This is a genomic window from Sphaerisporangium flaviroseum (assembly GCF_039537005.1).
GTDB classification, from domain to species: domain Bacteria; phylum Actinomycetota; class Actinomycetes; order Streptosporangiales; family Streptosporangiaceae; genus Sphaerisporangium; species Sphaerisporangium flaviroseum.
Genome location: NZ_BAAAZR010000009.1, coordinates 307,362 through 331,229, shown reverse-complemented (window position 1 = coordinate 331,229; position 23,868 = coordinate 307,362). Strand labels below are relative to the sequence as shown.

The window sequence follows — 23,868 nt, the reverse complement described above, 5'->3', positions numbered from 1 at the left end:
CGCGCGTTCCCCGGCCGGCTCCCGCGCGGCCGGGGAACGCGCCCGTCCCGCTCCGGGACGGGCGCGACTCAGCCGGTGGTCACCGGGCAGGTGGCCAGGTGGGCGCAGGCCACCTGGTGCCCCTCCTCGACCTCCAGGAGCCGGCCGGTCGTACCGCTGTCGTGGTAGAGGCAGGTCTCGACGGGGGCGGCCTCCTCCCAGGAAGAGCGGAGCCGGGGCACGGCGGAGAGCAGCTGGCGGGTGTAGGGGTGCAGCGGGTCGCCGAAGACCTTCTCGGTCAGCCCCATCTCGACCACGCTGCCGTGACGCAGCACCACCGTGCGCTCGGCGAGGTAGTTCCCGAGAGACAGGTCGTGGGTGATGTACAGCACGCCGAGCCCCCGCGCCTTGAGGTCGGCCAGCAGGTTGAGCACGTCGATGCGGGTGGAGGCGTCCAGCATGCTGGTGATCTCGTCGGCGACCAGCAGCTTGATGTCCAGCAGCAGCGCCCGTGCGATGAGCAGGCGTTGCAGCTGGCCGCCGCTGAGCTGGTGGGGGAACTTGTTCAGCACCTGGCCGGGGTTGAGCCGGACCGCCGACAGCGCCGTCTCGATGCGCTCGTCCCAGTCCCGCGCCGAGGGGAAGTACTCCTCTCTGATCATCCGGAACACGCGGTCGGCCTTGAACACGGGGTTGTAGGAGCTGAACGGGTCCTGGAAGACCCCTTGGACGTTGCGGTAGTAGGCCTTGCCGGGCTTCACCGGGACCCCGTCGAAGGTGATCGTGCCCGAGGTGATCGGGATCAGGCCGAGGATCATCTTGCCGATCGTGGTCTTGCCGCTGCCGCTCTCCCCGATGAGGGAGACGACCTCGCCGGGGGCGACGTCGAAGCTCACGCCGCCGACGGCGGTCAGCGTCTTGCCGCCGAACGCGCCTACCTTGTAGACCTTCGTCAGGTCGTCGAGTCTGAGCATCATGCCTTCCAGCAGGCGACGAAGTGATCGGGTTCCATCTCGACCACCGGTGGTTCCTCCTCGGCGCACTTGGCGAACGCCAGGGGGCAGCGGTCCCTGAACCTGCACCCCGAAGGCGGGTCGAGCAACGAGGGCGGGCTGCCCGGGATGCCGGACAGCCTCTTGTCGGCGTAGCGCACGCCGACCTCGGGCAGCGAGTTGATCAGAAGCCGGGCGTACGGGTGCCGCGGGGCGTTGACGATCACATGTGCCGGGGCCTTCTCCGCCAGCTTCCCCGCGTACATCACCATGATCGTGTCCGCGATCTGGTACGTGAGCGAGATGTCGTGCGTGATGAAGATCATGCTCTTCACCAGGCCCTGCTCACGGAATCCCGCGAGCGCCCTGGCGACCGCCTTCTGCGTGGACACGTCCAGCGCCGAGGTGATCTCGTCGGCGATGAGCAGGGACGGGTTCAGCAGCGCGGAGATCACCATCACCATGCGCTGCTTCATGCCGCCCGACAGCTCGATGGGGTACCGGTCGAGGACCTCGTGGGACAGCTCCACCTGGTCGAGGCGTGCGAGCAGATCCTGGCGGTCCAGCTTGCGGCCGCGGGACCTGACCAGCTCGCCGACCATCTTCCCGATCTTGCGGGTGGGGTTCATCGCGCTCATGGAGTACTGCGGGATCAGCGACACCTTGTGGAACCGGTAGGGATTCATGCGCACGTCGTCGGCGATTGGCAGCACCTCGCCGTCGAGCTCCACCGTGCCGCCGACGTGCTTCATCCGGCCGTCCATGCGGATCAGGCTCTTGCCCAGGGTGGTCTTGCCGCACCCCGACTCCCCCGCCAGGCCGAGGATCTCGTCGTCCTTGATCGAGAAGGAGACGCCGTCGAGCGCCTTCACCTCGCCCCTCAAGGTCCGGTAGTAGACCTTGAGGTCGTCGACCTTGAGGCTCATGTCTCCCTCAGCTTCGGGTTGAAGACCTCGTCGAGGCCCACGTTCGCGACGTACAGGGCGCCGACGATCGCCGTGATCCCGGCGCCGGGCGGGACGAACCACCACCACAGGCCGAGGTGCAGCGCGCTCCACTGGTGCGCGTTCTGCAGCATCAGCCCGAGCGACACCCCCTCGGTCGGGCCGAGTCCGATGAAGTCCAGTGAGGACGCGATGAGGATCGACCCGCCGAACAGCAGGATGAACGTCATGAACAGGTAGGAGCTCATGTTCGGGGCGATCTCCCGGCGGATGATCTTCCCGGTGCGCACCCCGCTCAGCCGGGCCAGGTCCACGAACTCCCGTGTGCGCAGCGAGAACGTCTGCGCCCTGATGGCCCGCGCCGCCCAGGGCCAGGAGGTGAGGCCGATGAACAGGCCCTGGACGGCCACGCTGCGGATGCCGAGGTAGGCGTTGATGATCAGCAGCACGGCCAGCGTGGGGATGACGAGGACGATGTTGGTGATCATGTTGAGCACCTCGTCGATGAGGCCGCCCCGGTAGCCGGCGACGAAGCCCACGAGCATGCCGATGATCGCGGCGATCCCGCCGCCGAGGACTCCCACCTCGAAGGTGGTGCGCAGCCCGTAGACGAACTGGATGAAGATGTCCTGGCCGAAGGTGTTGGTGCCGAACCAGTACTTCGACGAGGGCGGTCGCATCGGCGGGCCGATGTAGTCGTTGGGGGTCCCGGTGACCAGGATCGGCCCGAAGATCGCGGTGAGGAGGAGGACGACGATGACGCCGAGGCCGAGGAGCAGCTTTCCGTTGCGCAGCGCGAAGTACAGGGCCTCGCGCCTGATGGTCGGCGGGGTCTGCGGCAGTGCCGTGTCGATGGTGGTCATGCGGCCGCACCGGCCATTCCCGCCCTGGTCCGCGGATCGACCACGACGTAGACGACGTCGATGATGAAGTTGGCGATCAGCACGCCGATGACGATGAACAGGAACGTGCCCTGGAGGAGGAAGAAGTCCTGGTTCTGGATCGCCTTGAGGATCAGGCTGCCCAGCCCGGGATAGGAGAACACGATCTCGGTCACCAGGGCGCCGGCCACGAGCACGCCCAGTTGCAGGGCCAGGCCGGTGATCTGCGGGAGTACCGCGTTCCTGAAGGCGTACCTGCGGATGAGCCGCTGCGGAGCCCCTAATGCGGCGAGATAGTGGGAATAGTCAGACTCCAGCTCATAAATGATCATATTGCGCATGCCGATCGCCCACCCTCCGAGTGCGACCAGGAACAGGGAGGCGAACGGGAGCGCCCAGTGCAGCGCCAGGTCTCCGAGGAACTCCAGGGACCAGTTCGGGCGCATGGCGAAGCTGTAGCCGCCGGCCACCGGGAAGATCCCCGCCACCACCCCGAGCCCCCAGGCCAGGATCACCGCCAGCCACATGTACGGCATGGCCGTCAGCACGTACCCCACCGGCAGCACGGTGTTGTCGAGCAGCTTGCGCCGGGCGGCGAAGGCGCCGAGCCGGTTGCCGGCCACCCAGCTCAGCAGCACCGCGGGGATCATCAGGCCCAGCGTGTACGGCACCGCGCCCAGGATGACGGTGGCGACCGGGGTCGGGAACACCCAGACACTGATCCCGAAGTCTCCCTGGAGCAGCGCCGCCCAGAAGTTGAAGTACTGCTTCCACAGGGGCTGATCGAGCCCGAACAGATTGGTGTAGTACACCCGCATGGCCTCGACGGCCTCCGGCTGCGTCACCCGCGCCCTGGCCAGCATGCCGGCCACCGGATCGCCGGGCATGAAGCGCGGGACCATCCAGTTGATCGTGACGGCCACGAAGAAGGTCAGGCCGTAGATGAGCAGTTTCCTACCGAAATATCGACGCACGTGGTCTCCAGAAGGCCCCCTCCCGAAGATCGGGAGGGGGCGAGGGTCATCCGGTCAGGGGTTGGCCGGCTGCAGCCGCGCGATGGTCTCGAAGCCGCCCAGCTCCAGCCAGTTGCGCCACATCGCCGGGGCGGACTTCGGCGTGCCCGGCGCCGAGCTGGGCCAGTTCTTCCAGACACCGCCGCTGACCTGGGACCACAGGCCGTTGTACCAGAGCGGAATGTTCGGCATCTCCTCCAGATGGATCTTCTGGATCTGCGAGGTGATCTTCTTCATGCCTTCGAGGTCGTCGGTCTTGACCTGGTCGAGCTGCTGGACCAGGTCCCAGGCCTTCTTGTTCTCGTACCGGCCGAAGTTCACCGTGTTCTGCACCTTCTGGATGGGCAGCTGGAAGACGTAGTCGTAGTACGTCCACGGGCTGCTCGACAGCTGGCGCTCGTTGTTGATGACCAGGTCGAACCTGCCGGCACCGCGCTTCTCCACCAGGGCGTTGAAGTCCGGGAAGTCGGGGGTGATGGCGATCCCGGAGTCCTTGGCGCTGGCGGCGATGACCCGGATGGCCTCCATCCAGTCGGTCCAGCCGGAGGGGACGATGAGGCTCAGGTTGATCTTGGAGCCGTCCTTGTTCTCCACCATGCCGTCGCCGTCACGGTCCTTGTAGCCGGCGTCGGCGAGCAGCTTCTTCGCCTTGGCCTTGTCGTAGGCGAAGCCGTTCTGGCTCACCACGTTCTGGTCGATGTACTTGTCCCACTGGGGCAGCAGGCCCGTCGGGCTCGAGGCCTTGACCAGGTTGCCGTAGACGCCTTCGACGATCTTCTTGGTGTCGATGGAGCTCGCCAGGGCCCTGCGGAACGCCGGGTCGTCCAGCGGCTTCTTCTTGGTGTTCGGCACCAGCCACGCGGTGTTGGCCGAGAGCATGTACGGGGGCTCGGGGTAGTAGGTCGTGATGCCGAAGTTGCCCTTGACCAGGTTGGCCGCGCCGGGCAGGAAGTTGTTGCTGAGGTCCAGGCCCTTCTGCAGCAGCAGGCCCATCGCCACCTCGTTGCTGGAGTTGACGATGTCGACGATGTACTTCGGCTTGGGGTCCATCCCCAGCGCGGCCTTCCCCCACCAGTCGTCCCGCTTCACCCAGGCGACGCGGTCCTGGTCGTGACTGAGGTACTTGTACGCGCCCGTGGAGACCGGGTTCTCGTTGACCCCGTTGAGCACGTCCTCCTCGGACCTGCCCTCCCACAGGTGCTGCGGCACCATCGCCCTGCTGTACAGGTTGAAGTCCCACTCCTGGTAGTTGGCCTTGGAGAAGGTGAACTTCACGGTCTGGTCGTCGACCGCCTCCACCGACTTCAGCCAGTTCCAGATGTTCGCGTACGGGATCGTCTTCATCTTGCCGAGCTCGAAGGTGAAGACGACGTCCTTGGCCGTGAAGGGCTTGTTGTCCGTCCAGGTGACACCCTTGCGGAGCTTGACCTGGTAGGTCGTGTCGTCGCTCCACGTGCCGCTCTCGGCGAGCCAGGGCGTGAGCTTGCCCGCGTTCGGGTCGAAGTGGAAGAGCGTCTCGTACGCGAGCCCCTTGGTGCCCGTCGCGGAGTCCCACTCCCTGATCGGGTTGAAGTTGGCCGGCGGGCCCCACTGCGTGCCACTGGTGTACAGCGTCTCGTTCCGGGGGAACGAGTTCGGATTGGCCGGGTTGGCGGCGGGCGCGCTGCCCGCAGCGGATCCCTGGGGGGCCGGCGTGGCGCCGCCACCCGTACAGCCCGCGGCGACCAGACCGGCCACCACGAGTGGGACCAGGAACCGCGCTCGGTTTCGCATCGTGTCTCCTTCCTCCGCGACGGATCACGGAGGGTCCGAACATCCTTCATGCTCCGAACAAGATCGGGTCGAGGGGTCGAGATGGCCTCCGGTGGCCCGAGGGAGCGCTCCCACGAGCGAACGGCCACGCCCACCGCCCATGAACCGATCAGCTGTCGTACCTCGCCCTACTGCGGGAACGGCCAGCGAAGGGGCGCTGAGCGTGCTGAATCAGGATTTGATGAACCGGATAAGTACCGCGAACGTAAATTCGATATATCTCGTGTGTCAATAGCTGTGACACGTTCGATACACGCCGCCCGGGTACGGGCCGGGACACGCGGCAAGCCGCACGGACGCCCCTGCGGAGGGCGCTTTCGGTAACCTGTGCACCGTGCGACCATTGCCGGAATAAGCCCTCATCCGGCAGGTCACGCCGTCACCCGCTCGTCGCCCACGGTGTCCGATCGGGCGTTCGGGTCCGGCCCCCTGTAAGGGCCTCGTTGCGTTGAAAGCTAACCGGTTAACCCGGTCCCGCCGCGCCGGTCGCGCTCCTCCAGCAACCGCGCGGTCTCCTCGGACACCTCGGTGGCGAGGACGGCCGACACCACGTCGATCAGGTGGCTGGTGAAGAGCCGGTCGTCACGGCCTTCCGGGCCGCCGGCCCTGCGAGCCAGCTCCACGTAGGTCACCCTGATGGCCATGAAGCGCTGGTGCAACCGGCGCACGGCCACCTCGGCGAGCAGCGGGGCCACCAGTTCCCGCCAGCGGTTGATGCTGTGGCCGCCGTCCTCACTCACGCCGTGCGGTGCCGGTGGGCCGGTGCGGTGCACGAGCTGCTCCATGATCCGCAGGTAGGCGCGGCCGCCGTCCGGGTCGGCCAGCTTGGCGGCGGACGGCCGCACGAGCGCGGCCGCCAGCGTGCGGCGTGCCTCCGGGCCGGGCGGGGCGCTACGGGACTCGTACTCGTCGAGCAACCGGTGCCGGTGGACCTCGATCGCGGGCTGGTGCTTGGCGAGCACCGCGTTCAGCAGCCCGGCACGATCGCCGTAGTGGTACTGCAAGGCCGTCGAGTTGCGCTGGCCGGCGGCGGCGTTGATCTCGCGGAGCGACACCCCGTCGATGCCACGCTCGGAGAACAGCCGCTCCGCGGCGGCCACCAGCCGCCTGCACGTGCTCTCGGAGCTGGGGGGCATGCGCGCTCCCTGTCTTGTCGGGGGACGGCGACCCGCTTATGGTAATCAGGCAAGTGCCTGATTACACAAGGCGGCCCTGCACACCGCACTCCGGTCGCTGAGACCCACCCGCAGACAGTGTCAAGGGGAGCCCCATGGCCATCGACTTCACGCTCGCACCCGAGTACGAGGAGATCCGCGCGCGCGTGCGGGCCTTCGTCCAGAAAACCGTGATCCCCGCGGTCGAGGGCTTCGGCGGGGAGGACCCCGTCTCGCGCGAGGAGTACCTGCGCACCATCTTCGAGCTGCGCGGGAAGGCGCGGGCGGAAGGGCTCTGGCTGCCCCACATGCCCAAGGAGTGGGGCGGCATGGGCCTTGGGCAGGTCGAGCTGGCCATGGTGCAGGCCGAGGCGGCCAAGACGCGGCTGGGTCCGTGGATCCTCAACTGCTCGGCCCCGGATGAGGGCAACATGCACACGCTGCTGCACTGGGGGGACGAGGAGCAGAAGGAGAAGTACCTGAGGCCGCTGCTCGAGGGCAGGAAGATGTCCTGCTTCGCGATGACCGAGCCCGAGGTCGCCGGATCCGACCCCACGCTGATCCGCACCCACGCGGTCCAGGACGGCGACGAATGGGTGATCAACGGTCACAAGTGGTTCATCTCCAACGCCCGCCGGGCGAACTTCGCCATCCTCATCGCCAAGACCGAGCTCGACATGCCCGAGGGCGCCCGCGGGGCCAACACCGCCTTCCTCGTCGACCTGCCCCAGGAGGGCTGGAACGACGTGCGGGAGGTGGAGACCATGCACGGTTCGACCGGTCACAGCGAGATCGTGATCACCGACCTGCGCCTGCCCGCCTCGCAGATACTCGGCGGGCGGGGCAACGGCCACCGGCTGGGCCAGTACCGCCTCGGCCCCGCCCGGCTGGCCCACTGCATGCGCTGGATCTCGCAGGCCGAGACCGCCCTCGACATGATGGTCGACCGCGCTCTCAACCGGTACAGCCACGGGTCGCTGCTGGCCGACAAGCAGGGCGTCCAGTGGCTGATCGCCGACTCGGCCATGGAGCTCTACCAGTGCAAGCTCATGGTCCTGCACGCCGCCTCGAAGATCGACAAAGGTGAGGACTTCCGCACGGAGGTGTCGATGGCCAAGCACTTCGTGGCCAACAGCCTCAACCGGATCATCGACCGGGCGATCCAGGTGCACGGCGCGCTCGGGTACTCGACCGACACACCCCTGGCCAACATGTTCCAGCACGCCCGATGGGCCCGGTTCGCCGACGGGGCCGACGAGATCCACCAGATGCGCATCGCCGAGCGCACGATCGCCGCCTACCGCGCCACGGGCTCCACCGCGGTCGCCACCGGGAACCTGCCGCTGTAGCCGTCACTCCGGCGGCACATCGGCGTCGTACGCGGCGCAGCGGCGGCGGCCGTCGTCGAGGCAGACGGTGAGCCGCAACCGGTCGAGGTGCTCCAGGAGGGGCACGGCGACGCGACGGCTGGTGCCCAGTGCCTGGCGGGCCTGGCTGACGGTGAAGGGCTGGGGCAGCTCCGCCAGAAGGGCGGCGGCGCGGCGGTCGGCTCCGGGAAGCAGCACCACGCCCGGGGCCAGGCGCAGCAGCGCCCCGGCGCGGGCGGCGGCCGCCATCTCCTTGGGCCCCAGGCCGAGCGCGGCAAGGCGGTCCGCGTCCGGAGCGCGGAAGGGGTCCGCGGCCAGCTCGGCGCGCACCCGGTCGACGGCGGCGGCCACCGGCCGGGGCAGCACGGGCACCTCGGTGACGATGCGGCCGCCGGTCACGGCCAGCGGCGCTCTGATCAGCGCGTGGACCAGCCGGCGGTCGGGCAGGTCCAGAACCCGCCGGGCGGCCTCCACCGGCATGCCCGGGTCGAGCGGATGGGCGGCGCCGTGCTCGCGGACGGCCACGGCGAGGCGGGCGGGCAGCGCGGCCCACAGCGCCGGATCGGCGTGCCAGTCACCGGCGACCGCCTCCCGCGGCGGGACGACGCCCATGGCGGCCAGCTCGGCGGTCCGCAGGAAGCGGTGGGTGCGCAGCAGGAACTCCGCTCCCGGCGCGTCGGCCAGCTGCGTGGCGCGCTCGGACGCGGCGCCCCTGCGCCGCAGTGGCGGTGGCCGCACGTCCAGCACGGTGGCCCCGGCCAGGACGCGCAGCCGATCGCGGGCCCGGCCGGGATCGCGCAACAGCAGCACGTCGCCGACATGCAGCGGCAGCGCCCTCGACAGGCGCAGCCGCGCCGTGTCCTTCCCGAGGGGACGCACCTGGCAGCTCACCGCCGCCGACCCGATGTGGGCGGTCACCTCACCGGGCATCGGCGCCACGCTCGCCGCCGTTCCTGCCGTTCCCGTCGTGCCGGGTCCGGCGGGCGACAGGCGCACATCCACCAGGTCGGTCTCGGTCCAGCCGGAGGGGGTGATCAGGGCGGTGCCCCGGTCGAACGAGCCGCGCAGATTCGCCGCGACCCTGGCCACGCCGGTCACCGACTCCACCTGCTCCTTCAGGGCCTGCAGGCCACGGATCCTGACCGGCGTTCCGTCGAGGACCAGCTCGTCGCCCACCGTGATGCGCCCGGCCGGAAGGGTGCCGGTGACGACGGTGCCGCTCCCCTTAACGGTGAAGGCGCGGTCGACCCACAGCCGGACCGGGGCCGAGTCGTCGGCGGGGGGCAGGCGGGCGACCAGCCGGTCCAGGGCATCGAGCAGGCCGGGCAGCCCGGCACCGGTACGGCCGCTGACCGTCACCGTCTCCACCCCGCTCAGGCCGCCCGCGGCGAGCCTGGCCCGCGCCTCGATCGTCGCCGGCCCGGGATCGGCCAGATCGGCACGGGTCACGACCAGGAGAAGGTGCCGCACGCCGAGGGCCTCCAGCGCCACCAGGTGCTCCTCGGACTGGGGCATCCAGCCCTCGTCGGCGGCGACCACGATCATGGCCGCGGGCACCGGGCCCACACCGGCCAGCATGGTGGCGAGGAACCGCTCGTGGCCGGGCACGTCGACCAGGGCCAGACGCGCCCCGGACGGCAGGGTGGTCCAGGCGTAGCCGAGCTCGATGGTCAGGCCGCGACGGCGCTCCTCGGCCAGCCTGTCGGGCTCCATCCCGGTCAGAGCCCGTACCAGCGTGGACTTCCCGTGGTCGACATGGCCGGCGGTGGCCACGACGTGCATCATCCGGCGACCGCCCGGATCAGCTCGGTGTCCTCCTCCGGTGCGACGGCTCGCAGGTCGAGCAGGAGACGGCCGTCCTCGATGCGGCCGGCCACGGCGGGCTCGCCCGTCCGCAGCGGTGCGGCCAGCGCGGCGGGGAGGCTGACCGCGGCGCTCGGCAGGGTGACGCCCGGCGCTCCCCCGCCGCCCACCGTGGCAAGGCTCGGCACGGCGGTGGCCTCGACACCGGCTCGCCGCAGGGCCGCGGCGATGGCCTCGGCGCGCTTGGCCAGCAGCGCCGGATCGGCGTGCAGGGCGGCGGCGACGGGCGGAACCGGATCGCGCAACGTCGCCTCCAGCGCCGCCAGGGTCAGCTTGTCCACCCGCAGCGCCCGCGCCAGGGGGTGGCGCCTCAGCCGCTCGACCAGGTCGCGGCGGCCGAGCAGCAGCCCCGCCTGCGGCCCGCCGAGCAGCTTGTCACCGCTCGCGGTCACCAGGTCCGCCCCGGCGCGCAGCACGTCGGCGGCGGCCGGCTCGCCGGGCAGCAGCGGCTCGCGCTCAAGCAGCCCGGAGCCGATGTCGACGACGACGGGGACGCCCAGCGTGGCCAGCTCGCCGACCCCGACCTCGCCGGTGAACCCCTCGACGCGGAAGTTGGACGGATGCACCTTGAGCACGAAGCCGGTGTCCTCACCGATCGCATCGGCGTAGTCGGGCAGGTGGGTGCGGTTGGTGGTGCCGACCTCGCGCAACCGGGCGCCCGTGGAGACCAGCAGATCAGGGATGCGGAAGCCGTCGCCGATCTCCACCAGTTCCCCGCGGCTGATGATGATCTCGCGCCCCGCGGCCAGCGCGGTGGCGGCGAGCACCAGCGCCGCCGCGTTGTTGTTCACCACGTGGACGGCCTCGGCCGCCGGCACCGCCGCGGCCAGGGCCGCCATCGCGCCGCGCCCCCGGCGACCGCGGGCGCCGGTGTGCAGGTCGAACTCCACGTCGGTGTGCCCCGCCGCGATGGCGGCCGCCCGGATCGCGCCGGCCGACAGCGGCGCCCGGCCCAGGTTGGTGTGCAGCAGCACTCCGGTGGCGTTGATCACGCGGCGTAGCGGCCCGAGCGCGCGAAGCCCCTCCAGGGCCGACTCGGCCACCTGCGCGGGTGTGATGGCGCCCGCCCTCGCCCGTTCCTGGGCCTGGACGACGACGGTCTTGACCAGCGGCCTGCCCAGCCGCTCAGCGGCGGCGACCAGCCGGGGATCGGCCAGCACGGCGTCGGTGCGCGGCACGTTCCTGCGAGGATCGTCCACGCTTGTCGAGCATAGGCGTGAAGCGGAGGCGGACGGGAATCGAACCCGCCAGGCCGAGATCCTCGGCCTCGTCGGTTTTGAAGACCGCGGGGGCCACCAGACACCCTGACGCCTCCAGGAATGAGGATAAGCGTATGACTGTGCGGCTTACGCAGTACGCCCATGGTGGCGGGTGCGCCTGCAAGATCCCGCCCGGGGAGCTGGAGTCGATCGTGAAAGGGCTGGTCAGACCCGGCGGCGACGGCCTGCTCATCGGCCTGGAGGACGGCGACGACGCCGCGGCGGTCCGCATCGACCGCGACCGGGCCGTGGTGGCCACCGCGGACTTCTTCACCCCCGTGGTGGACGACGCCTACACCTGGGGCCGGATCGCGGCCACCAACGCCCTGTCGGACGTGTACGCGGTGGGCGGCGAGCCGCTGCTGGCGGTCAACCTGCTCGGCTGGCCCAGGGACGTCCTTCCGATGGAGCTGGTGACCGAGGTGCTGCGGGGCGGGCTGGACGCCGCCGACGCGGCCGGATGCCACGTGGCGGGCGGGCACAGCGTGGACGACCCCGAGCCGAAGTACGGCATGGCCGTCACCGGGCTGGCCGACCCCGAGCGGTTGCTGCGCATCGGGACGGGCCGCCCGGGGTCGCCGCTGTCGCTCACCAAGCCGCTGGGCATCGGCGTGCTCAACACCAGGCACAAGGCGACCGGGGAGGTGTTCCCGCAGGCCGTCGCGGTCATGACCACCTTGAACCGGGACGCCTCGCGCGCCGCGCTGGCGGCGGGCGCCACCTGCGCGACCGATGTGACCGGGTTCGGGCTCCTCGGGCACCTGTACAAGCTGGCCAGGGCGAGCGGCGTGACGGCCGTGGTGGACGTCGCGGCGGTGCCGTACGTGGACGGGGCCCGCGAGGCGGTGCGCGACGGCCACGTCAGCGGCGGCACCCGGCGCAACCTGGCCTGGGCCGAGCCGCACCTGGACGCGGGCGGCATGGACGAGGAGACCCTGCTGCTCCTGGCCGACGCCCAGACCTCCGGCGGCCTCCTGGTCGCGGGCGAGGTCCCCGGGGCCCCCGTCATCGGGGAACTGGTGGCCGCCGACGGCCCGGCACTCCTACTGCGCTGACCCGCCCTCGGTGCCGCGCCCGGCGGCCGTGAGGCGTTGCCGCTGGGGGATGATCGTGTACGCCGGGTCCTCCGCGGAGGCCCGGCCGGCGCGGAGCACGCCGAAGCGGGTGCATAGGGCTCCGGCCGTCAGCGCCGCCGCGGCGGCCGCCGCCAGCGCCGGCCCCAGTACGCGACCGCCGCCCCTCCGCGACGGCAGGGCGCTCAGGGCGGCGAGCGCGCCGCCGCCCACGGCCAGCAGGCGGGCCGCGCGCATCAGCGGTTCCCGCCGGTAGGGTTCCGCCACCAGGCCGAGGCGGCGTTCCATGACGGCCCCCGCCGCCGTCTCCAGCGCCGCGCCGAACACGGCCATCCGCCTGACGGGCGCCGCCTCCTCGGGTCTGGCCAGGGTGGCGAGCATGCCCAGCGCTCCCGCTCCGGCCATCGCGCTGCCCCCGAACAGGAAAGGCAGCTCGTGGCGGGCCTCGTGCCAGGCGGGCACGGCGGTGTCGGCGATCAGGACGGCCGTGTAGGTCGCCATCAACGGCCCGGTGACCCCCAAGGAGAGCGCGGCGGCCCGGCCCGCGCCGGGAAGGACGCCGGTCACGGCCGATGCCGCGGCCATCGTCGACAGCCCGCCCTGCGCGGCCAGCAGCCACGATCCCATGCTCATCGGCGAGGTCGGCTTGAACACGCGCATCATGTTGAGGAACCGCTCGGGACGGCCCAGCTCGGCGATCAGGAACCCGGTGCCGAGGACGGCGCCGAGCGCCGCCCCCAGCCGGGCCAGCGTGCCGAGACGCCCATGGGGGCGGGGCTGGAGCTCCTCAAGGGCCGCCGACAGGGCGCAGGCGCCGGACACGCCGCCCAGGTACAGGTACAGGGGCATGTGCGGCTCGTGCCAGATCGGCGCCTTGATGACCGGGCGGCCATAGTAGGAGCTGAACTCGGCCTCGGGCACCATCGCCCGCTCGCGCGCCATTCTCACCGTCCCCCGAACCGGGTCCATGCGGTCGCGCCGGCCATCGTCAGGGCCGCGACGGCGGCCCATCCCCACATGGACGGCAGGTCACGGGTGGTCACGACGGGGTCGGGTGGCAGTCCGTACACTTCCGGTTCGGCCATCAGCAGGAAGAAGGCGCCGTCGCCGCCCACCCCGTCGCCGGGGTCCTCCCCGTAGAGGCGAGCCTCGGTTCTGCCGTTGGCGTGCAGGTCGGCCAGGCGCGCGTCCGCGCGTTCGAGCAGCTCGTCCAGCGGCCCGAACTGGATGGAGTCGGTCGGGCAGGCCTTGGCGCAGGCCGGTTCGAGGCCGCCGAGCTGCCGGTCGTAGCACATCGTGCACTTCCACGCCCGCCCGTCGTCCTCCCTGCGGTCGATCACGCCGTACGGGCAGGCCGGCACGCAGTAGCCGCAGCCGTTGCAGACGTCGGCCTGGACGACCACCGTGTCGAACTCGGTGCGGAACAGCGCGCCGGTGGGGCAGACGTCCAGGCACGCCGCATGCGTGCAGTGTTTGCACACGTCGGAGGCCATCAGCCAGCTGTCCGGGGTCTCGATGAAGGCGACGTGCCGCCAGGTGCTCGCCCCCAGCGACCCGGTGTTGTCGTAGGAGGTGGCGCGGAAGACGAACCCGTCGTCGGGCACGCCGTTCCACTCCTTGCAGGCGACCTCGCAGGCCTTGCAGCCGATGCACACGCTGGTGTCGGTGAAGAACCCCATGCGCTCACTCACGCCGGTACTCCTCGATCAGGTCGAGCAGGGCGCGCCCGGTGGGGCGCCGTCCTGCACGGATGTCGCAGGTAGAGGCCTTGCTCTCCTGGATGTAGACGTTGGGGTCCAGCACGATGGGCGTCAGGTCGTTGGCCGCGTCGCCGGTGACCACGCCGCCCCCCGCCCAGCCCCAGTGGTACGGCACGCCGACCTGGTGCAGGGTGCGGCCCTGCAGGCGCAAGGGCCGCATCCGCTCGCTGACCAGCACGCGCGCCTCGATCGCGGCCCGGCTCGTCACGATCGTCGCCCACCCGCCGTTGACCAGGCCGCGCTCCCTGGCCAGCTCGGGCGAGACCTCGCAGAACATCTCCGGCTGCAGCTCGGCGAGATAGGGAAGAGTGCGGCTCATGCCGCCGGCGGTGTGGTGCTCGGTCAGGCGGTAGGTGGTGAGCACGTACGGGAAGCGCGGCGAGGCCGGAGGGTTGTAGGGAGACTCGGACCGGTTGTAGACCTTGCGCGCGGGATTGCCCCGCCGGCCGTACATGATGTTGGGCAGCGGCGACTCGTGCGGCTCGTAGTGCGCGGGCAGCGGCCCGTCGGCCAGCCCTGCGGGGGCGAACAGCCAGCCCTTGCCGTCGGCCTGCATGACGAACGCGTCGGTGCCCGACAGGGCGGCCTGCGCGGTGGCGCCGGGCGGCGGCCGGTAGCCCGGCGGCTTGTCCCTCTCGAAGTCGGGTACGTCCAGCCCGGTCCACTCCCCCTTCTCGGCGTCCCACCAGATGTAGGCCTTGCGCTCGCTCCACGGCCTGCCCTCGGGGTCGGCGGAGGCGCGGTTGTAGAGGATGCGCCGGTTGAGCGGCCATGCCCAGCCCCATTCCGGGGCGACGAGCGACTGCTCGCGGCCCGGCTTGCGGCGGGCGGCCTGGTTCACCTCGTCGGCGTAGACGCCGCAGTAGATCCAGCAGCCGCAGCGCGTGGAGCCGTCGGGCTTCAGCTCCAGATAGGAGGAAAGGGCGCGGCCGTCGGGCCCGGTGCCGTTGATCTCGCGCAGCACGGCCTCCGCCGACGGTTCGCCGCTCTCGCCGTGCTCGGGGTAGTCCCAGGTGAGGTCCCGGAGAGGGCGGTCGATCTCGTCGTCGCCGATCCGCTGCCTGATCCGCTTGCCCAGGTGGTAGTAGAACCACAGGTCGCTGCGGCAGTCGCCGGGAGGCTCGACGGCCTTCTCCCGCCACTGGAGCAGCCGCTGGGTCTGGGTGAAGGTGCCCTCCTTCTCCACATGGCCGGCCGCCGGCAGGAAGAACACCTCGGTGGCGATGTCCTCGGGGCGCATCTCCCCGGTCTCGATCTCCGGGCCGTCCTTCCAGAACGTGGCCGTCTCGACCAGCGTCATGTCGCGGACCACCAGCCAGTCGAGGTTGGCCAGCCCGAGCCGCTGGGTCCTGCCGCCCGAGGAGCCCACAGCCGGGTTCTCGCCGACGACGAAGTACCCCTTGACGATGCCGTCGATCTGCCCGAGAACGGTGGCGTAGGTGCCGTGGTCGCCGGTCAGGCGCGGCAGGTAGCCGTAGCAGAAGTCGTTGTCCTCGGTCGCCGCGTCCCCCCACCATGACTTCAGCAGGCTGACCATGTAGGAGCGTTTGTTGCCCCAGAAGCCGGTGTCGCCCGCGGCACGTTCGAGGTACTGGTCCAAGGTGCGGTTCTGATGGGCGTGCGGCATGGGCAGGTAGCCGGGCAGGATGTTGAACAGCGTCGGGATGTCGGTGGAGCCCTGGATGCAGGCGTGGCCGCGCAGCGCCAGGATGCCGCCGCCCGGCCGGCCCATGTTGCCCAGCAGGAGCTGCAAGATCGAGGCGGCGCGTATGTACTGCACGCCGACGGTGTGCTGGGTCCAGCCGACCGAGTAGACCCAGGCCGTGGTGCGCTCCCTGCCGCTACCGGCGACGACGGCCTCGGCCAGCCGGTTGAAGTCCTCCGCCGTGATGCCGCACACCTGCTCGACCATCTCCGGGGTGTAGCGGGCGAAGTGCCGCTTGAGCACCTGGTAGACGCAGCGGGGGTGGCTCAGGGTCTCGTCGGTGTGCGGGCGCGGGTGGGCCGCCGCGCCGCCCGAACCGTACTGGTCGGCCCTGGCCGCCTCCGCGTGGTGCCGGCCGCCCTCGACCCTCTCGCCGCTCTGGCCCGAGGCGGCCTCCTCCTCCACCCCTTGGTACGCCCAGCTCGCGGGGTCGTAGGTGCGCGTCTCGGGGTCGAAGCCGGAGAACAGGCCGTCCAGGTCCTCGGTGTCGCGGAAGTCCTCCGACACCAGGACCGAGGCGTTGGTGTAGGCCAGCACGTACTCCCGGAAGTCGTGCTCACCCGCCAGCACGTGGTTGATCAGCGCGCCGAGCAGCACGATGTCGCTGCCCGCGCGGATCGGGACGTAGTGGTCCGCCATCGCGCTGGTGCGGGTGAAGCGCGGGTCGATGTGGAAGACCTTCGCCCCGCGGGCCTTGGCCTCCATCACCCATTGGAACCCCACCGGATGGCACTCGGCCATGTTGGAGCCCTGGATGACGATGCAGTCGCTGTTGACCAGGTCCTGCTGGTAGGTCGTCGCGCCGCCGCGCCCGAAGCTGGTCCCCAGACCGGGGACGGTGGCGGAGTGTCAAATACGCGCCTGATTCTCGATCTGCACCGCGCCCATGGCGGTGTAGAGCTTCTTCATCAGGTAGTTCTCTTCGTTGTCGAGCGTCGCCCCGCCCAGGCTCGCGATCCCGAGCGTACGGCGTACGGGGTGACCCTCGTCGGTCTCCTGCCAGGTCCTGCGCCTGGTCTCCACGACCCGGTCGGCGATCATGTCCATCGCCCGGTCCAGGTCGAGCCGCTCCCACTCGGTGCCGTGCGGCCGGCGGTACAGCACCTGGACCGGCCGTTCGGGGCGGGTCACCAGTTGCTTGCTCGCCGAGCCCTTCGGGCACAGGCGGCCGCGGGAGATCGGCGAGTCGGGATCGCCCTCGATCTGGGTGACCCGGCCGTCCTTGACGTAGACGAGCTGCCCGCAGCCGACCGCGCAGTAGGGGCACACCGATCGGGCCACCGAGTCCGCCTCGGCCGTGCGGGGGGTCAGGGACAGCGTTCTCGGGGAGCGCGCGGCCGAACGCCGGCCGTCCTCGCCTCTGAGCTGGCGGTACACCGGCCAGCGGGCGATCCACTCCCGCGGTCCCATAGGTTGCACGTGCCCCGTATCCGGGGTGCTATACCTACGACCGCGACGCCTTTACGAAGTCGAGCGCCATGACCGCTCAGCGTTCCAGAGGGTTCAGGCGCATCCGAAGCCGGACCCGGGACCTGCCGCCCTCCTGGTGGATGGCGAACTCGTCGCACAGCCTGCCCATCAGCCACAGCCCGAAGCCCCGGGGCGCGGGCGAGTCCGAGCCGGGCAGCTCGCGCCGCACGTCGTCCCCCGTCAGGCGGCCGGCGGTGTCGGTGACGTCGATGGTCAGGGCCGCCTCGTCATGCCAGAGTGCCAGGACGCCGCTTCCGCCGCCGTGTTCCAGCACGTTGATGGCGGCCTCGTTGGCGGCGATCAGCAGGTCGTCGAGGCGCTGCCCGGTCAGTCCGACCCGCTGGGCGTGGTGGTGGATGTGGCGCCGTAGCCCGGCGAGATCTTGGGTGATCGGCCAGCGCCCACAGTGGTTGACACGCACGCGAACCCCCCCTCAAAAGGGTGACCTGTCTGGTGTCACCGGGGGCGACCGACTCACCTATCAGGATGGTTGTCCGGAACATTCTATGAGGTAGCTACCCGCTCAAGGGCCCTCTACCATCACCGCGCGTCCAGGTTCTGGTGGATCGGCCCCGGGGGGGCTTCCGGCGGACCGGTGGAGCTTCCGAGCGGACCGGCGCACGTGGTCATCAGGCGGGCAGCTGTGGCCTCAGCAGCTCCACGGCGTCGGCGACGGTCGGCTGGACGGCGAAGAACTGGAACAGCCCGGTCACCTTGAAGATCCTGTTCAAGCGAGGCTGCAGGCCGCTCAGCGCGACCGTGCCGCCCCGGTCGTCGATCAGGCTGCGCAGGGCCAGCAGGATCCGCAGCCCGGTGGAGTCGCAGAAAGGCAGCTCGGACAGGTCGACGATGAGGTGGCGGTGCTCCGGCGTCAGCACACCGAGGACATCCTGGCGCAGCTGCTCGGCATTGGTGTAGTCGAGCTCACCGGTGAACGAGACGATGGCGACCTCGGGCAGGGAGTCGTCGGGATGGGCGGCGAGTTGGACGACAGCGGTCACCTGAGCACCTCTGGGCGCGGTAGGGAGGGATTACGATCAAGCCGGTATGCGGTCATCGCCGAACAGGTGTCCGCCGTGCGACGCGTGCCTCGGTCAGCCCGTAGTGTAGAGCAGCAGGTCGGAGGATGGCGGCGGACACGTGCGGAGGACGGACGACTGGCCGGAAAGCGGCCTAGTATCCTTTGTATTCTGTCCGACCGAAGGATCACCGGGATGCGGGAAGAGTGGGTAAAAGGCCGCTCGAGGGGTAGAGGGATCGACCCGCGGGGTCAGGCCGGATCCATTCGACGTCGAGCGACCGGAGCCCGATGAGCATGTGCTGGACATCGCACGACCAGGAGCGGCGGGCCCGGACCGCCGTAGTGACATGATCCATCCGGCAGGTAGGGGCACCGGCACCGCAGCGGATCCGTTCGAGCACATCGGTCTTTTCTATCGTGACGAGGACGAATACGCCACGGCGTGTGCGGGCTTCCTGGACCCTGCCCTCTCCTCTGGAGACCCCGCCCTGGTGGCCGTGCCCGGTGACAACGGCCGGATCATCAAGGACCGGTTAGGCGCCAGGGCCGACGCCGTCGCCTTCGCCGACATGACCGTCGCCGGCCGCAATCCGGGACGGATCATCCCCTCGGTGCTGCTGGCCTTCGCCGGAGCCCACCCCGGCCGCCGGGCGTGGATCATCGGAGAGCCGATCTGGAAGGGCAGGAGCCCGATCGAGTACCCCGCCTGCGTCGCCCACGAAGCGCTGATCAACGCGGTGTTCACCGGCCTGCGGGTGGCGATCCTGTGCCCCTACAACAGCTCCCAGCTCGACGCCATGGTGCTCGCCGACGCCGAACGCACGCATCCCCTCGTCGCCGACGTCGCCGGCACCCGCCCCAGCCCCGCGTACGCCGACCCCATCAAGGTCGCCGGCATGTTCGACTGGCCGTTGCCCGAACCGCCGCGGGACGCCGCGTTCCACACCTTCACCGGGACGGACGCGCTGCCGGAGGTGCGAACGTTCGTCACCGAGCGTGCCGGGGCCGCAGGCCTGGGCGAGCAGCGTGTCGCCGACCTGCTCCTCGCGGTCAACGAGCTGACCACCAACACCACCGAGCACACCAGCGGGCCCGGCACGCTGACCATGTGGACCGAGCACGACACCCTCGTGTGCCAGCTCGACGACTTGGGCCGGATCGCCGATCCTCTCGCCGGACGAGTGCCGGTGCCGGACAATGCCACCCGGGGGCGCGGCCTGCTCATCGTGAACGAGCTGGCCGACCTGGTCCGCCTGCACCACCACTCTTCCGGCACCACGATCCGCCTGCACTTCGGCCTGTGAAGCCCGCGATCGGCCGCTGATCAGCGCCCGTGCCGGTCACCGGCGGCCGGCGCGGACCAGGCGCCGAGCACGCGGCGCCCGAGGAGCTGCATGGGCTTCTCGACGAACCGGTACGTCAGCCAGCTGGCGAGCAGGATCACGGTCACGAAGACCGCGGCCATGAGGAGCTGGACGGGCAGCGGTGACCAGCGCAGATCGCCGGTGATCTCGATGAACAGCTTGAGCATCGGGTGGTGCAGCAGGTAGAGCGAGTAGCTGATCAGCCCGAGGCGGACCAGGACGCGCGGCAGGCGGCGAGCCCGCAGCGCCATCACTCCGGCGAAGGTCGCGCCCGCCAGGGCGATGGTCGTGATCCACACACTCGGCTGGACCCACCACCAACCACCCTGGATCGCCCAGATGGGGGCGAGCGCCACGAGCACCGTGGTGACCGCCACCGGCCACAGCCCGCCCGAGCCCTCCTCCCATCGGTGGATCGCCGTGCCGGCGAACATCACCGCCAGGATCGCCACGCCGAACCACGGGGTCCTGCCGCCCAGCGGCAGCAGGACGAGCGCCATGAGGCCCAGGGCGCACGCGGCGGCCGTACGCAGGCGGCCGGAGATCACGCACGTCAGCCCCACGACGAAGATCGCGCACGACACCATGGCGACCCAGCCGCCCCTCAGCGGCGCCGCGGCGAGCACGAGCCCCACGACGACGGCCGCCACACCGAACAGCACGGCCGCCACACCGCTGCGCCGGTGCGCGCCCATCACGAACAACGCGGTGACCAGCAGGTAGAAGACCATCTCGTACGACAGCGTCCACATCGTGTCGGCGACGCCACCGACGCCGACCACGTCGAGCAGCATCGTGGCGTGCGCGGCCACCGCGGTCGCGTCGCGCGGCACGGCCTCGCGGACCGGGATCCACCAGCCCATGACCACGACCAGGCCGATGACGAGAAGGTAGAGCGGATAGAGACGGAAGATCCGGCTGAGCCAGAACGCCCTCACGTCCCCGCGCCGCTCGAGCGAGGTCGGGATGATATAGCCGCTGACCAGGAAGAACACGAAGATGCCGTAGATGCCGAGGTTGAACCAGTAAGGGCGCAGCGAGGGAACGACCCAGGGCAGCAGGTGCTCGGCCAGCACGGCCATGGCACCGATACCGCGCAGCGCGTCCAGCCAGCCGAGACGGGTCGGCGAGCCGGTCGTGATCGGAGTGGTCGTGGCTCGGGGAGTCGGCACCGGGTCAACCTACCGAAGATGCTCCCGATGGGCCGACCGTCACCACCGTCCCGTACGGGCGCGCATTTAGGTAGGGGACTACTCATGCTTCGGCGTCGCCGTCCGGTCACCGTGGGCCCAGACACTCGCGATGAAGGGACGAAGATGCCCAATCTGGATGGACTCTACGAGGGTGACAACGGCGACCTCGCCATCGTCCTCCGAGTCGACGCGAACGGCTCGGCAGTGATCAGCGGCGACGTCTTCAGGAGACAGCCCGATGGCAGGAACGCCTACATCGCGTCGCTCCGCACCGCCCCGGGATCGCCCGTGACCACGGGAGCGGGACAGTGGCCGGTGGCCTGGCAGTCCGTACCCGGCACCCGCACGACGGGCTCGCTGGCCATCGGCGAGGGGGCCGAGGGCGCCCTGCCGGTCGTGCTGCGCCTGGACGAGCCTCTCGGCGGGCTGCCCTTCCGCACCGACCTGGCCGCGACGCTCACCCGCAAGGGCGACGCGCTGCGCCTGCTGGGCTTGGAGATCGAGGTGGAACAGGGCGTGACGCCACCGAACCCGGTCACCTTCCAGGGCGAGAACGTGGACTTCGGCGGATGCCTCGCGGCCGCTGGGTTCGCCGTCGGCGCCGTCGGGACGACCAGCTCGATCCCGGCGGGGCTCGCCAGTTCCTGGGACGACTCCATGCTCTACTCGGTGCTCAGCGACATCATGCTCATCAAGGGGGACGCCTCCCTGCGCGCCGTCACCTGGGAGCTGCACCTTCTGCTGCTGTCGAGGGCGGCGGAACCGCGCCTGCTCGGGGTCATGTTCGACGCCGAAGGACTGCTGCAGCGCCAGGGCGCCGCCGTGTTCGCCGGGGCGATACCGAACAAGGCCAACCGGGACAGGAAGCTGGTGCAGACGATCGTGCACGAGCTCGGGCACGCGCTGAACCTCGCGCATCGCTTCGAGCGGGCGGTCGGGCGCGCGGACTCGACCTCGTTCATGAACTACGACTGGAAGTACCGGGGCGGGGGCCAGGAGGAGGCGTACTGGGAGGGGTTCGACTTCACCTTCGACGCGGATGAGCTGGAGTTCCTGCGCCATGGGCCGCAGCTGCAGGTGGTCCCGGGCGGTGCCGCCTTCCACTCGGTCCGCTACTGGGCCGACGGGACCGGCGGCCACGTGTCTTCCGTACCCGAGATCGCCTCCGACGCCTTCCGGCTGACGCTCACCGCTCCTGCGGGCGGCCCGCTGTTCCGGTTCGGGCAGCCGGTGTTCCTCACCGTCACGCTGGAGAACCGGGGAACCGCCGAGGTGGAGGTGGAGCGCGAGTTCCTCGATCCGAAGGCCGGAGTGCTGGAGATCCTCGTGCGCCGGCGCACCGGGACCCGCGCCGAGACCGAGACGGAGGCGGTCCCCTTCACGCCGATCGCCCAGCGATGCCTGGCCGACCTCCAGGAGGGAGAGGCCCTCGCCCTGGCGCCAGGGGCCTCGATCAGCAACAACCTCAACCTGACCTTCGGATCGGGTGGCTTCACCTTCGCCGAGCCGGGAGACTACGACGTCATTCCGGTGCTCGGCATCTACGGCCGGACCCCGCTGGGGGACGTGGTGCAGTGGGTGGTCCAGGGCGAGCCGTTGCGTATTCGGGTCGCCCATCCCCAGAGCCTGGCCGAGGAAGGCGACGCCACGGTGCTGCGGCGGCCGGACGTGGGCGCGTGGTTCGCCTTGGGCGGCGCCGCGGCCCTGGAAGGCGCGCGCGACGCGCTGGCGGAGGTACGGGAACGCCGGCAGGCGAAGGAAGGGCTGCTGGACCCCGTCGTGGCGGCGATCGTGCGAGCCGAGGGCATCGCGGCCAACCGGACGTCGGTACGTCTGGGCGACAAGGGATTCACCCGATACGAAGGCGACCCGGAGGTCGCCGCCCAGCTGCTCGGCAGCCTCGACGAGCGGGCGCTGCGCGCCTTCGACCCGCACACGGCCCGCCAGACCACCCTTCTCGCGGACCGGCTGAAGGCGCTCTCGTAGACCAGAGCGTCCGTAACGGACCGACCGGTTGGCCGGCAGGGCCGGGGGCCCGCGTAAGGGGAGCCGGCCGGCTGGTCGCCGAGGGGGGCCGCGGCGGCACCGGACCTGCCGTCCGTCACCAGCCCAGCCGAAGGCCGTGGTCCATCGAACACCCGGACCTACAGAGCCGGCCCTCCGACCGCTCGGCGGCCGTCCTTGACACGGCCGGACACAAAGCGGTCCGGACCTATTTACTCTTAGGAAAGTTTCTTTTATGTTTCAGTCATCCCCCCAGCAAAGGAGTATGCCGTGCGAAGAACGATCATGGTGGTCTCGACGGCGTTGCTGACCGCCGGTGTCACGGTCCTCGCCGCCTCGCCCGCCTTTGCCCACGGTTACATATCGTCACCGCCGAGCCGGCAGGCGATGTGCGCCCAGGGGCGCGTGGCGAACTGTGGCGACATCATCTACGAGCCGCAGAGCGTGGAAGGGCCCAAGGGACAGCGGAACTGCCACGGCGGCGTGGCCCGCTTCGCGCAGCTCAGCGATGAGAGCAAGCCCTGGCCCGCGACCTCGGTCGGCTCCTCGGTCACCTTCAACTGGGTGCTCACCGCGCGGCACGCCACCAGCACCTGGGAGTACTACATCGGCGGCACCCGCATCGCGGTGTTCAACGACGGAGGCCGCCAGCCCGGCGCGACGGTCTCCCACTCGGTGAGCCTGGGCGGCTTCAGCGGCAGGCAGAAGGTCCTGGCGATCTGGAACATCGCCGACACGGTCAACGCCTTCTACTCGTGCGTCGACCTGCAGATCGGCGGGGGCGGCGGCAATCCGACGCCGACCCCCACCCCGACCCCGACGCGCACCCCCACCCCGAACCCGACGCCCACCACCACCGCACCCTCGGGAACCTGGGCGGCGGGCACCGCCTACGCCGTGGGCGCCCAGGTCACCTACAACGGCCTGCGCTACCGCTGCCTCCAGGCGCACACCGCCTTGACGGGCTGGGAGCCGCCGAACGTCCCGGCACTCTGGCAGAGGATCTGACCCCCA

19 protein-coding genes and 1 tRNA gene are annotated in these 23,868 nt (G+C 70.5%); 5 read left to right on the top strand and 15 right to left on the bottom strand.

Annotated features, from left to right (window positions below):
• Positions 1-68: 68 nt before the first annotated feature.
• The 6 genes from ABD810_RS20800 to ABD810_RS20775 all read right to left on the bottom strand — a co-directional run bounded on the left by ABD810_RS20800 (position 69) and on the right by ABD810_RS20775 (position 6,757).
• The gene (locus ABD810_RS20800; RefSeq protein ID WP_344942715.1) at positions 69-953 is read right to left on the bottom strand and encodes an ATP-binding cassette domain-containing protein; all 885 of its coding nucleotides are present in this window, start codon (positions 951-953) and stop codon (positions 69-71) included.
• Positions 953-1,897: an ABC transporter ATP-binding protein gene (locus ABD810_RS20795; protein ID WP_344942652.1), complete on the bottom strand. Its 945-nt coding sequence runs from the start codon at positions 1,895-1,897 to the stop codon at positions 953-955. Before ABD810_RS20795 ends, ABD810_RS20800 begins: the two co-directional genes overlap by 1 nt.
• Positions 1,894-2,778, bottom strand: coding sequence for an ABC transporter permease (locus tag ABD810_RS20790; protein ID WP_344942648.1), 885 nt, complete (start codon positions 2,776-2,778; stop codon positions 1,894-1,896). The genes ABD810_RS20795 and ABD810_RS20790 overlap by 4 nt, the downstream gene beginning before the upstream one ends.
• Positions 2,775-3,770 carry an ABC transporter permease gene (locus tag ABD810_RS20785; RefSeq protein WP_344942645.1) on the bottom strand — a complete coding sequence of 332 codons (996 nt, stop codon included), beginning with the start codon at positions 3,768-3,770 and terminating at the stop codon, positions 2,775-2,777. The genes ABD810_RS20790 and ABD810_RS20785 overlap by 4 nt, the downstream gene beginning before the upstream one ends.
• Before the next feature lie 54 nt (positions 3,771-3,824).
• Positions 3,825-5,582, bottom strand: a complete 1,758-nt coding sequence (locus ABD810_RS20780) for an ABC transporter substrate-binding protein (protein ID WP_344942642.1) — start codon at positions 5,580-5,582, stop codon at positions 3,825-3,827.
• Positions 5,583-6,076: 494 nt separating this feature from the next.
• Positions 6,077-6,757, bottom strand: a complete 681-nt coding sequence (locus ABD810_RS20775; protein WP_344942639.1) for a TetR/AcrR family transcriptional regulator — start codon at positions 6,755-6,757, stop codon at positions 6,077-6,079.
• Positions 6,758-6,891: 134 nt separating this feature from the next.
• On the opposite strand from ABD810_RS20775, the gene ABD810_RS20770 reads away from it, so the two are divergent.
• Entirely contained in the window at positions 6,892-8,124 is a 1,233-nt protein-coding gene (locus ABD810_RS20770) for an acyl-CoA dehydrogenase family protein (RefSeq protein WP_344942636.1), read from the top strand.
• Between the two features lie 3 nt (positions 8,125-8,127).
• Here the strand turns inward: ABD810_RS20770 and selB are convergent, their stop codons facing one another.
• From selB to ABD810_RS20755, 3 genes are all read right to left on the bottom strand, one after another.
• On the bottom strand, positions 8,128-9,927 hold the full coding sequence (selB, locus tag ABD810_RS20765) for a selenocysteine-specific translation elongation factor (RefSeq protein ID WP_344942634.1): 1,800 nt from the start codon (positions 9,925-9,927) through the stop codon (positions 8,128-8,130).
• Positions 9,924-11,204 (bottom strand): L-seryl-tRNA(Sec) selenium transferase, encoded by a 1,281-nt coding sequence (gene selA, locus ABD810_RS20760; protein ID WP_344942631.1) that lies wholly within the window; start codon positions 11,202-11,204, stop codon positions 9,924-9,926. Before selA ends, selB begins: the two co-directional genes overlap by 4 nt.
• A gap of 21 nt (positions 11,205-11,225) precedes the next feature.
• Positions 11,226-11,320 (bottom strand) — tRNA-Sec (locus ABD810_RS20755).
• Between the two features lie 18 nt (positions 11,321-11,338).
• Here ABD810_RS20755 and selD point away from each other — a divergent pair.
• Positions 11,339-12,319 (top strand): selenide, water dikinase SelD, encoded by a 981-nt coding sequence (gene selD, locus ABD810_RS20750; RefSeq protein ID WP_344942627.1) that lies wholly within the window; start codon positions 11,339-11,341, stop codon positions 12,317-12,319.
• Here the strand turns inward: selD and nrfD are convergent.
• The 5 genes from nrfD to ABD810_RS20725 form a co-directional block, all read right to left on the bottom strand.
• A complete protein-coding gene (gene nrfD, locus ABD810_RS20745; RefSeq protein ID WP_344942624.1) occupies positions 12,308-13,279 on the bottom strand; it encodes an NrfD/PsrC family molybdoenzyme membrane anchor subunit in 972 nt (323 codons plus the stop codon). The genes selD and nrfD overlap by 12 nt on opposite strands.
• A gap of 2 nt (positions 13,280-13,281) precedes the next feature.
• Positions 13,282-14,016 (bottom strand): 4Fe-4S dicluster domain-containing protein, encoded by a 735-nt coding sequence (locus ABD810_RS20740; RefSeq protein WP_344942712.1) that lies wholly within the window; start codon positions 14,014-14,016, stop codon positions 13,282-13,284.
• A 4-nt stretch (positions 14,017-14,020) separates the two neighbouring features.
• Positions 14,021-17,212 carry a formate dehydrogenase gene (gene fdh / locus ABD810_RS20735; protein ID WP_344942621.1) on the bottom strand — a complete coding sequence of 1,064 codons (3,192 nt, stop codon included), beginning with the start codon at positions 17,210-17,212 and terminating at the stop codon, positions 14,021-14,023.
• A 76-nt stretch (positions 17,213-17,288) separates the two neighbouring features.
• Positions 17,289-17,693: an ATP-binding protein gene (locus tag ABD810_RS20730; RefSeq protein ID WP_344942618.1), complete on the bottom strand. Its 405-nt coding sequence runs from the start codon at positions 17,691-17,693 to the stop codon at positions 17,289-17,291.
• Positions 17,694-17,901: 208 nt separating this feature from the next.
• Positions 17,902-18,273 (bottom strand): STAS domain-containing protein, encoded by a 372-nt coding sequence (locus ABD810_RS20725; RefSeq protein WP_344942615.1) that lies wholly within the window; start codon positions 18,271-18,273, stop codon positions 17,902-17,904.
• Between the two features lie 316 nt (positions 18,274-18,589).
• Between ABD810_RS20725 and ABD810_RS20720 the strand changes: the two genes are divergently transcribed.
• Positions 18,590-19,597 (top strand): anti-sigma factor RsbA family regulatory protein, encoded by a 1,008-nt coding sequence (locus ABD810_RS20720; RefSeq protein ID WP_344942613.1) that lies wholly within the window; start codon positions 18,590-18,592, stop codon positions 19,595-19,597.
• Between the two features lie 20 nt (positions 19,598-19,617).
• Here ABD810_RS20720 and ABD810_RS20715 read toward each other — a convergent pair whose 3' ends face one another.
• The gene (locus tag ABD810_RS20715) at positions 19,618-20,829 is read right to left on the bottom strand and encodes an acyltransferase family protein (RefSeq protein WP_344942609.1); all 1,212 of its coding nucleotides are present in this window, start codon (positions 20,827-20,829) and stop codon (positions 19,618-19,620) included.
• 144 nt (positions 20,830-20,973) lie between these two features.
• Between ABD810_RS20715 and ABD810_RS20710 the strand changes: the two genes are divergently transcribed.
• Together ABD810_RS20710 and ABD810_RS20705 are read left to right on the top strand one after the other, a co-directional pair.
• Positions 20,974-22,836 carry a hypothetical protein gene (locus tag ABD810_RS20710; RefSeq protein ID WP_344942606.1) on the top strand — a complete coding sequence of 621 codons (1,863 nt, stop codon included), beginning with the start codon at positions 20,974-20,976 and terminating at the stop codon, positions 22,834-22,836.
• Between the two features lie 288 nt (positions 22,837-23,124).
• A complete protein-coding gene (locus ABD810_RS20705) occupies positions 23,125-23,862 on the top strand; it encodes a lytic polysaccharide monooxygenase (RefSeq protein ID WP_344942602.1) in 738 nt (245 codons plus the stop codon).
• Positions 23,863-23,868: the final 6 nt, after the last annotated feature.

Bases quoted from the DNA above. Each gene is read 5' to 3' on its own strand.
- ABD810_RS20800 (WP_344942715.1), bottom strand. From the start codon at position 953: ATGCTCAGACTCGACGACCTGACGAAGGTCTACAAGGTAGGCGCGTTC.
- ABD810_RS20795 (WP_344942652.1), bottom strand. From the start codon at position 1,897: ATGAGCCTCAAGGTCGACGACCTCAAGGTCTACTACCGGACCTTGAGG.
- ABD810_RS20790 (WP_344942648.1), bottom strand. From the start codon at position 2,778: ATGACCACCATCGACACGGCACTGCCGCAGACCCCGCCGACCATCAGG.
- ABD810_RS20780 (WP_344942642.1), bottom strand. From the start codon at position 5,582: ATGCGAAACCGAGCGCGGTTCCTGGTCCCACTCGTGGTGGCCGGTCTG.
- ABD810_RS20775 (WP_344942639.1), bottom strand. From the start codon at position 6,757: ATGCCCCCCAGCTCCGAGAGCACGTGCAGGCGGCTGGTGGCCGCCGCG.
- ABD810_RS20770 (WP_344942636.1), top strand. From the start codon at position 6,892: ATGGCCATCGACTTCACGCTCGCACCCGAGTACGAGGAGATCCGCGCG.
- selB (WP_344942634.1), bottom strand. From the start codon at position 9,927: ATGATGCACGTCGTGGCCACCGCCGGCCATGTCGACCACGGGAAGTCC.
- selD (WP_344942627.1), top strand. From the start codon at position 11,339: ATGACTGTGCGGCTTACGCAGTACGCCCATGGTGGCGGGTGCGCCTGC.
- nrfD (WP_344942624.1), bottom strand. From the start codon at position 13,279: ATGGCGCGCGAGCGGGCGATGGTGCCCGAGGCCGAGTTCAGCTCCTAC.
- ABD810_RS20740 (WP_344942712.1), bottom strand. From the start codon at position 14,016: ATGGGGTTCTTCACCGACACCAGCGTGTGCATCGGCTGCAAGGCCTGC.
- ABD810_RS20710 (WP_344942606.1), top strand. From the start codon at position 20,974: ATGCCCAATCTGGATGGACTCTACGAGGGTGACAACGGCGACCTCGCC.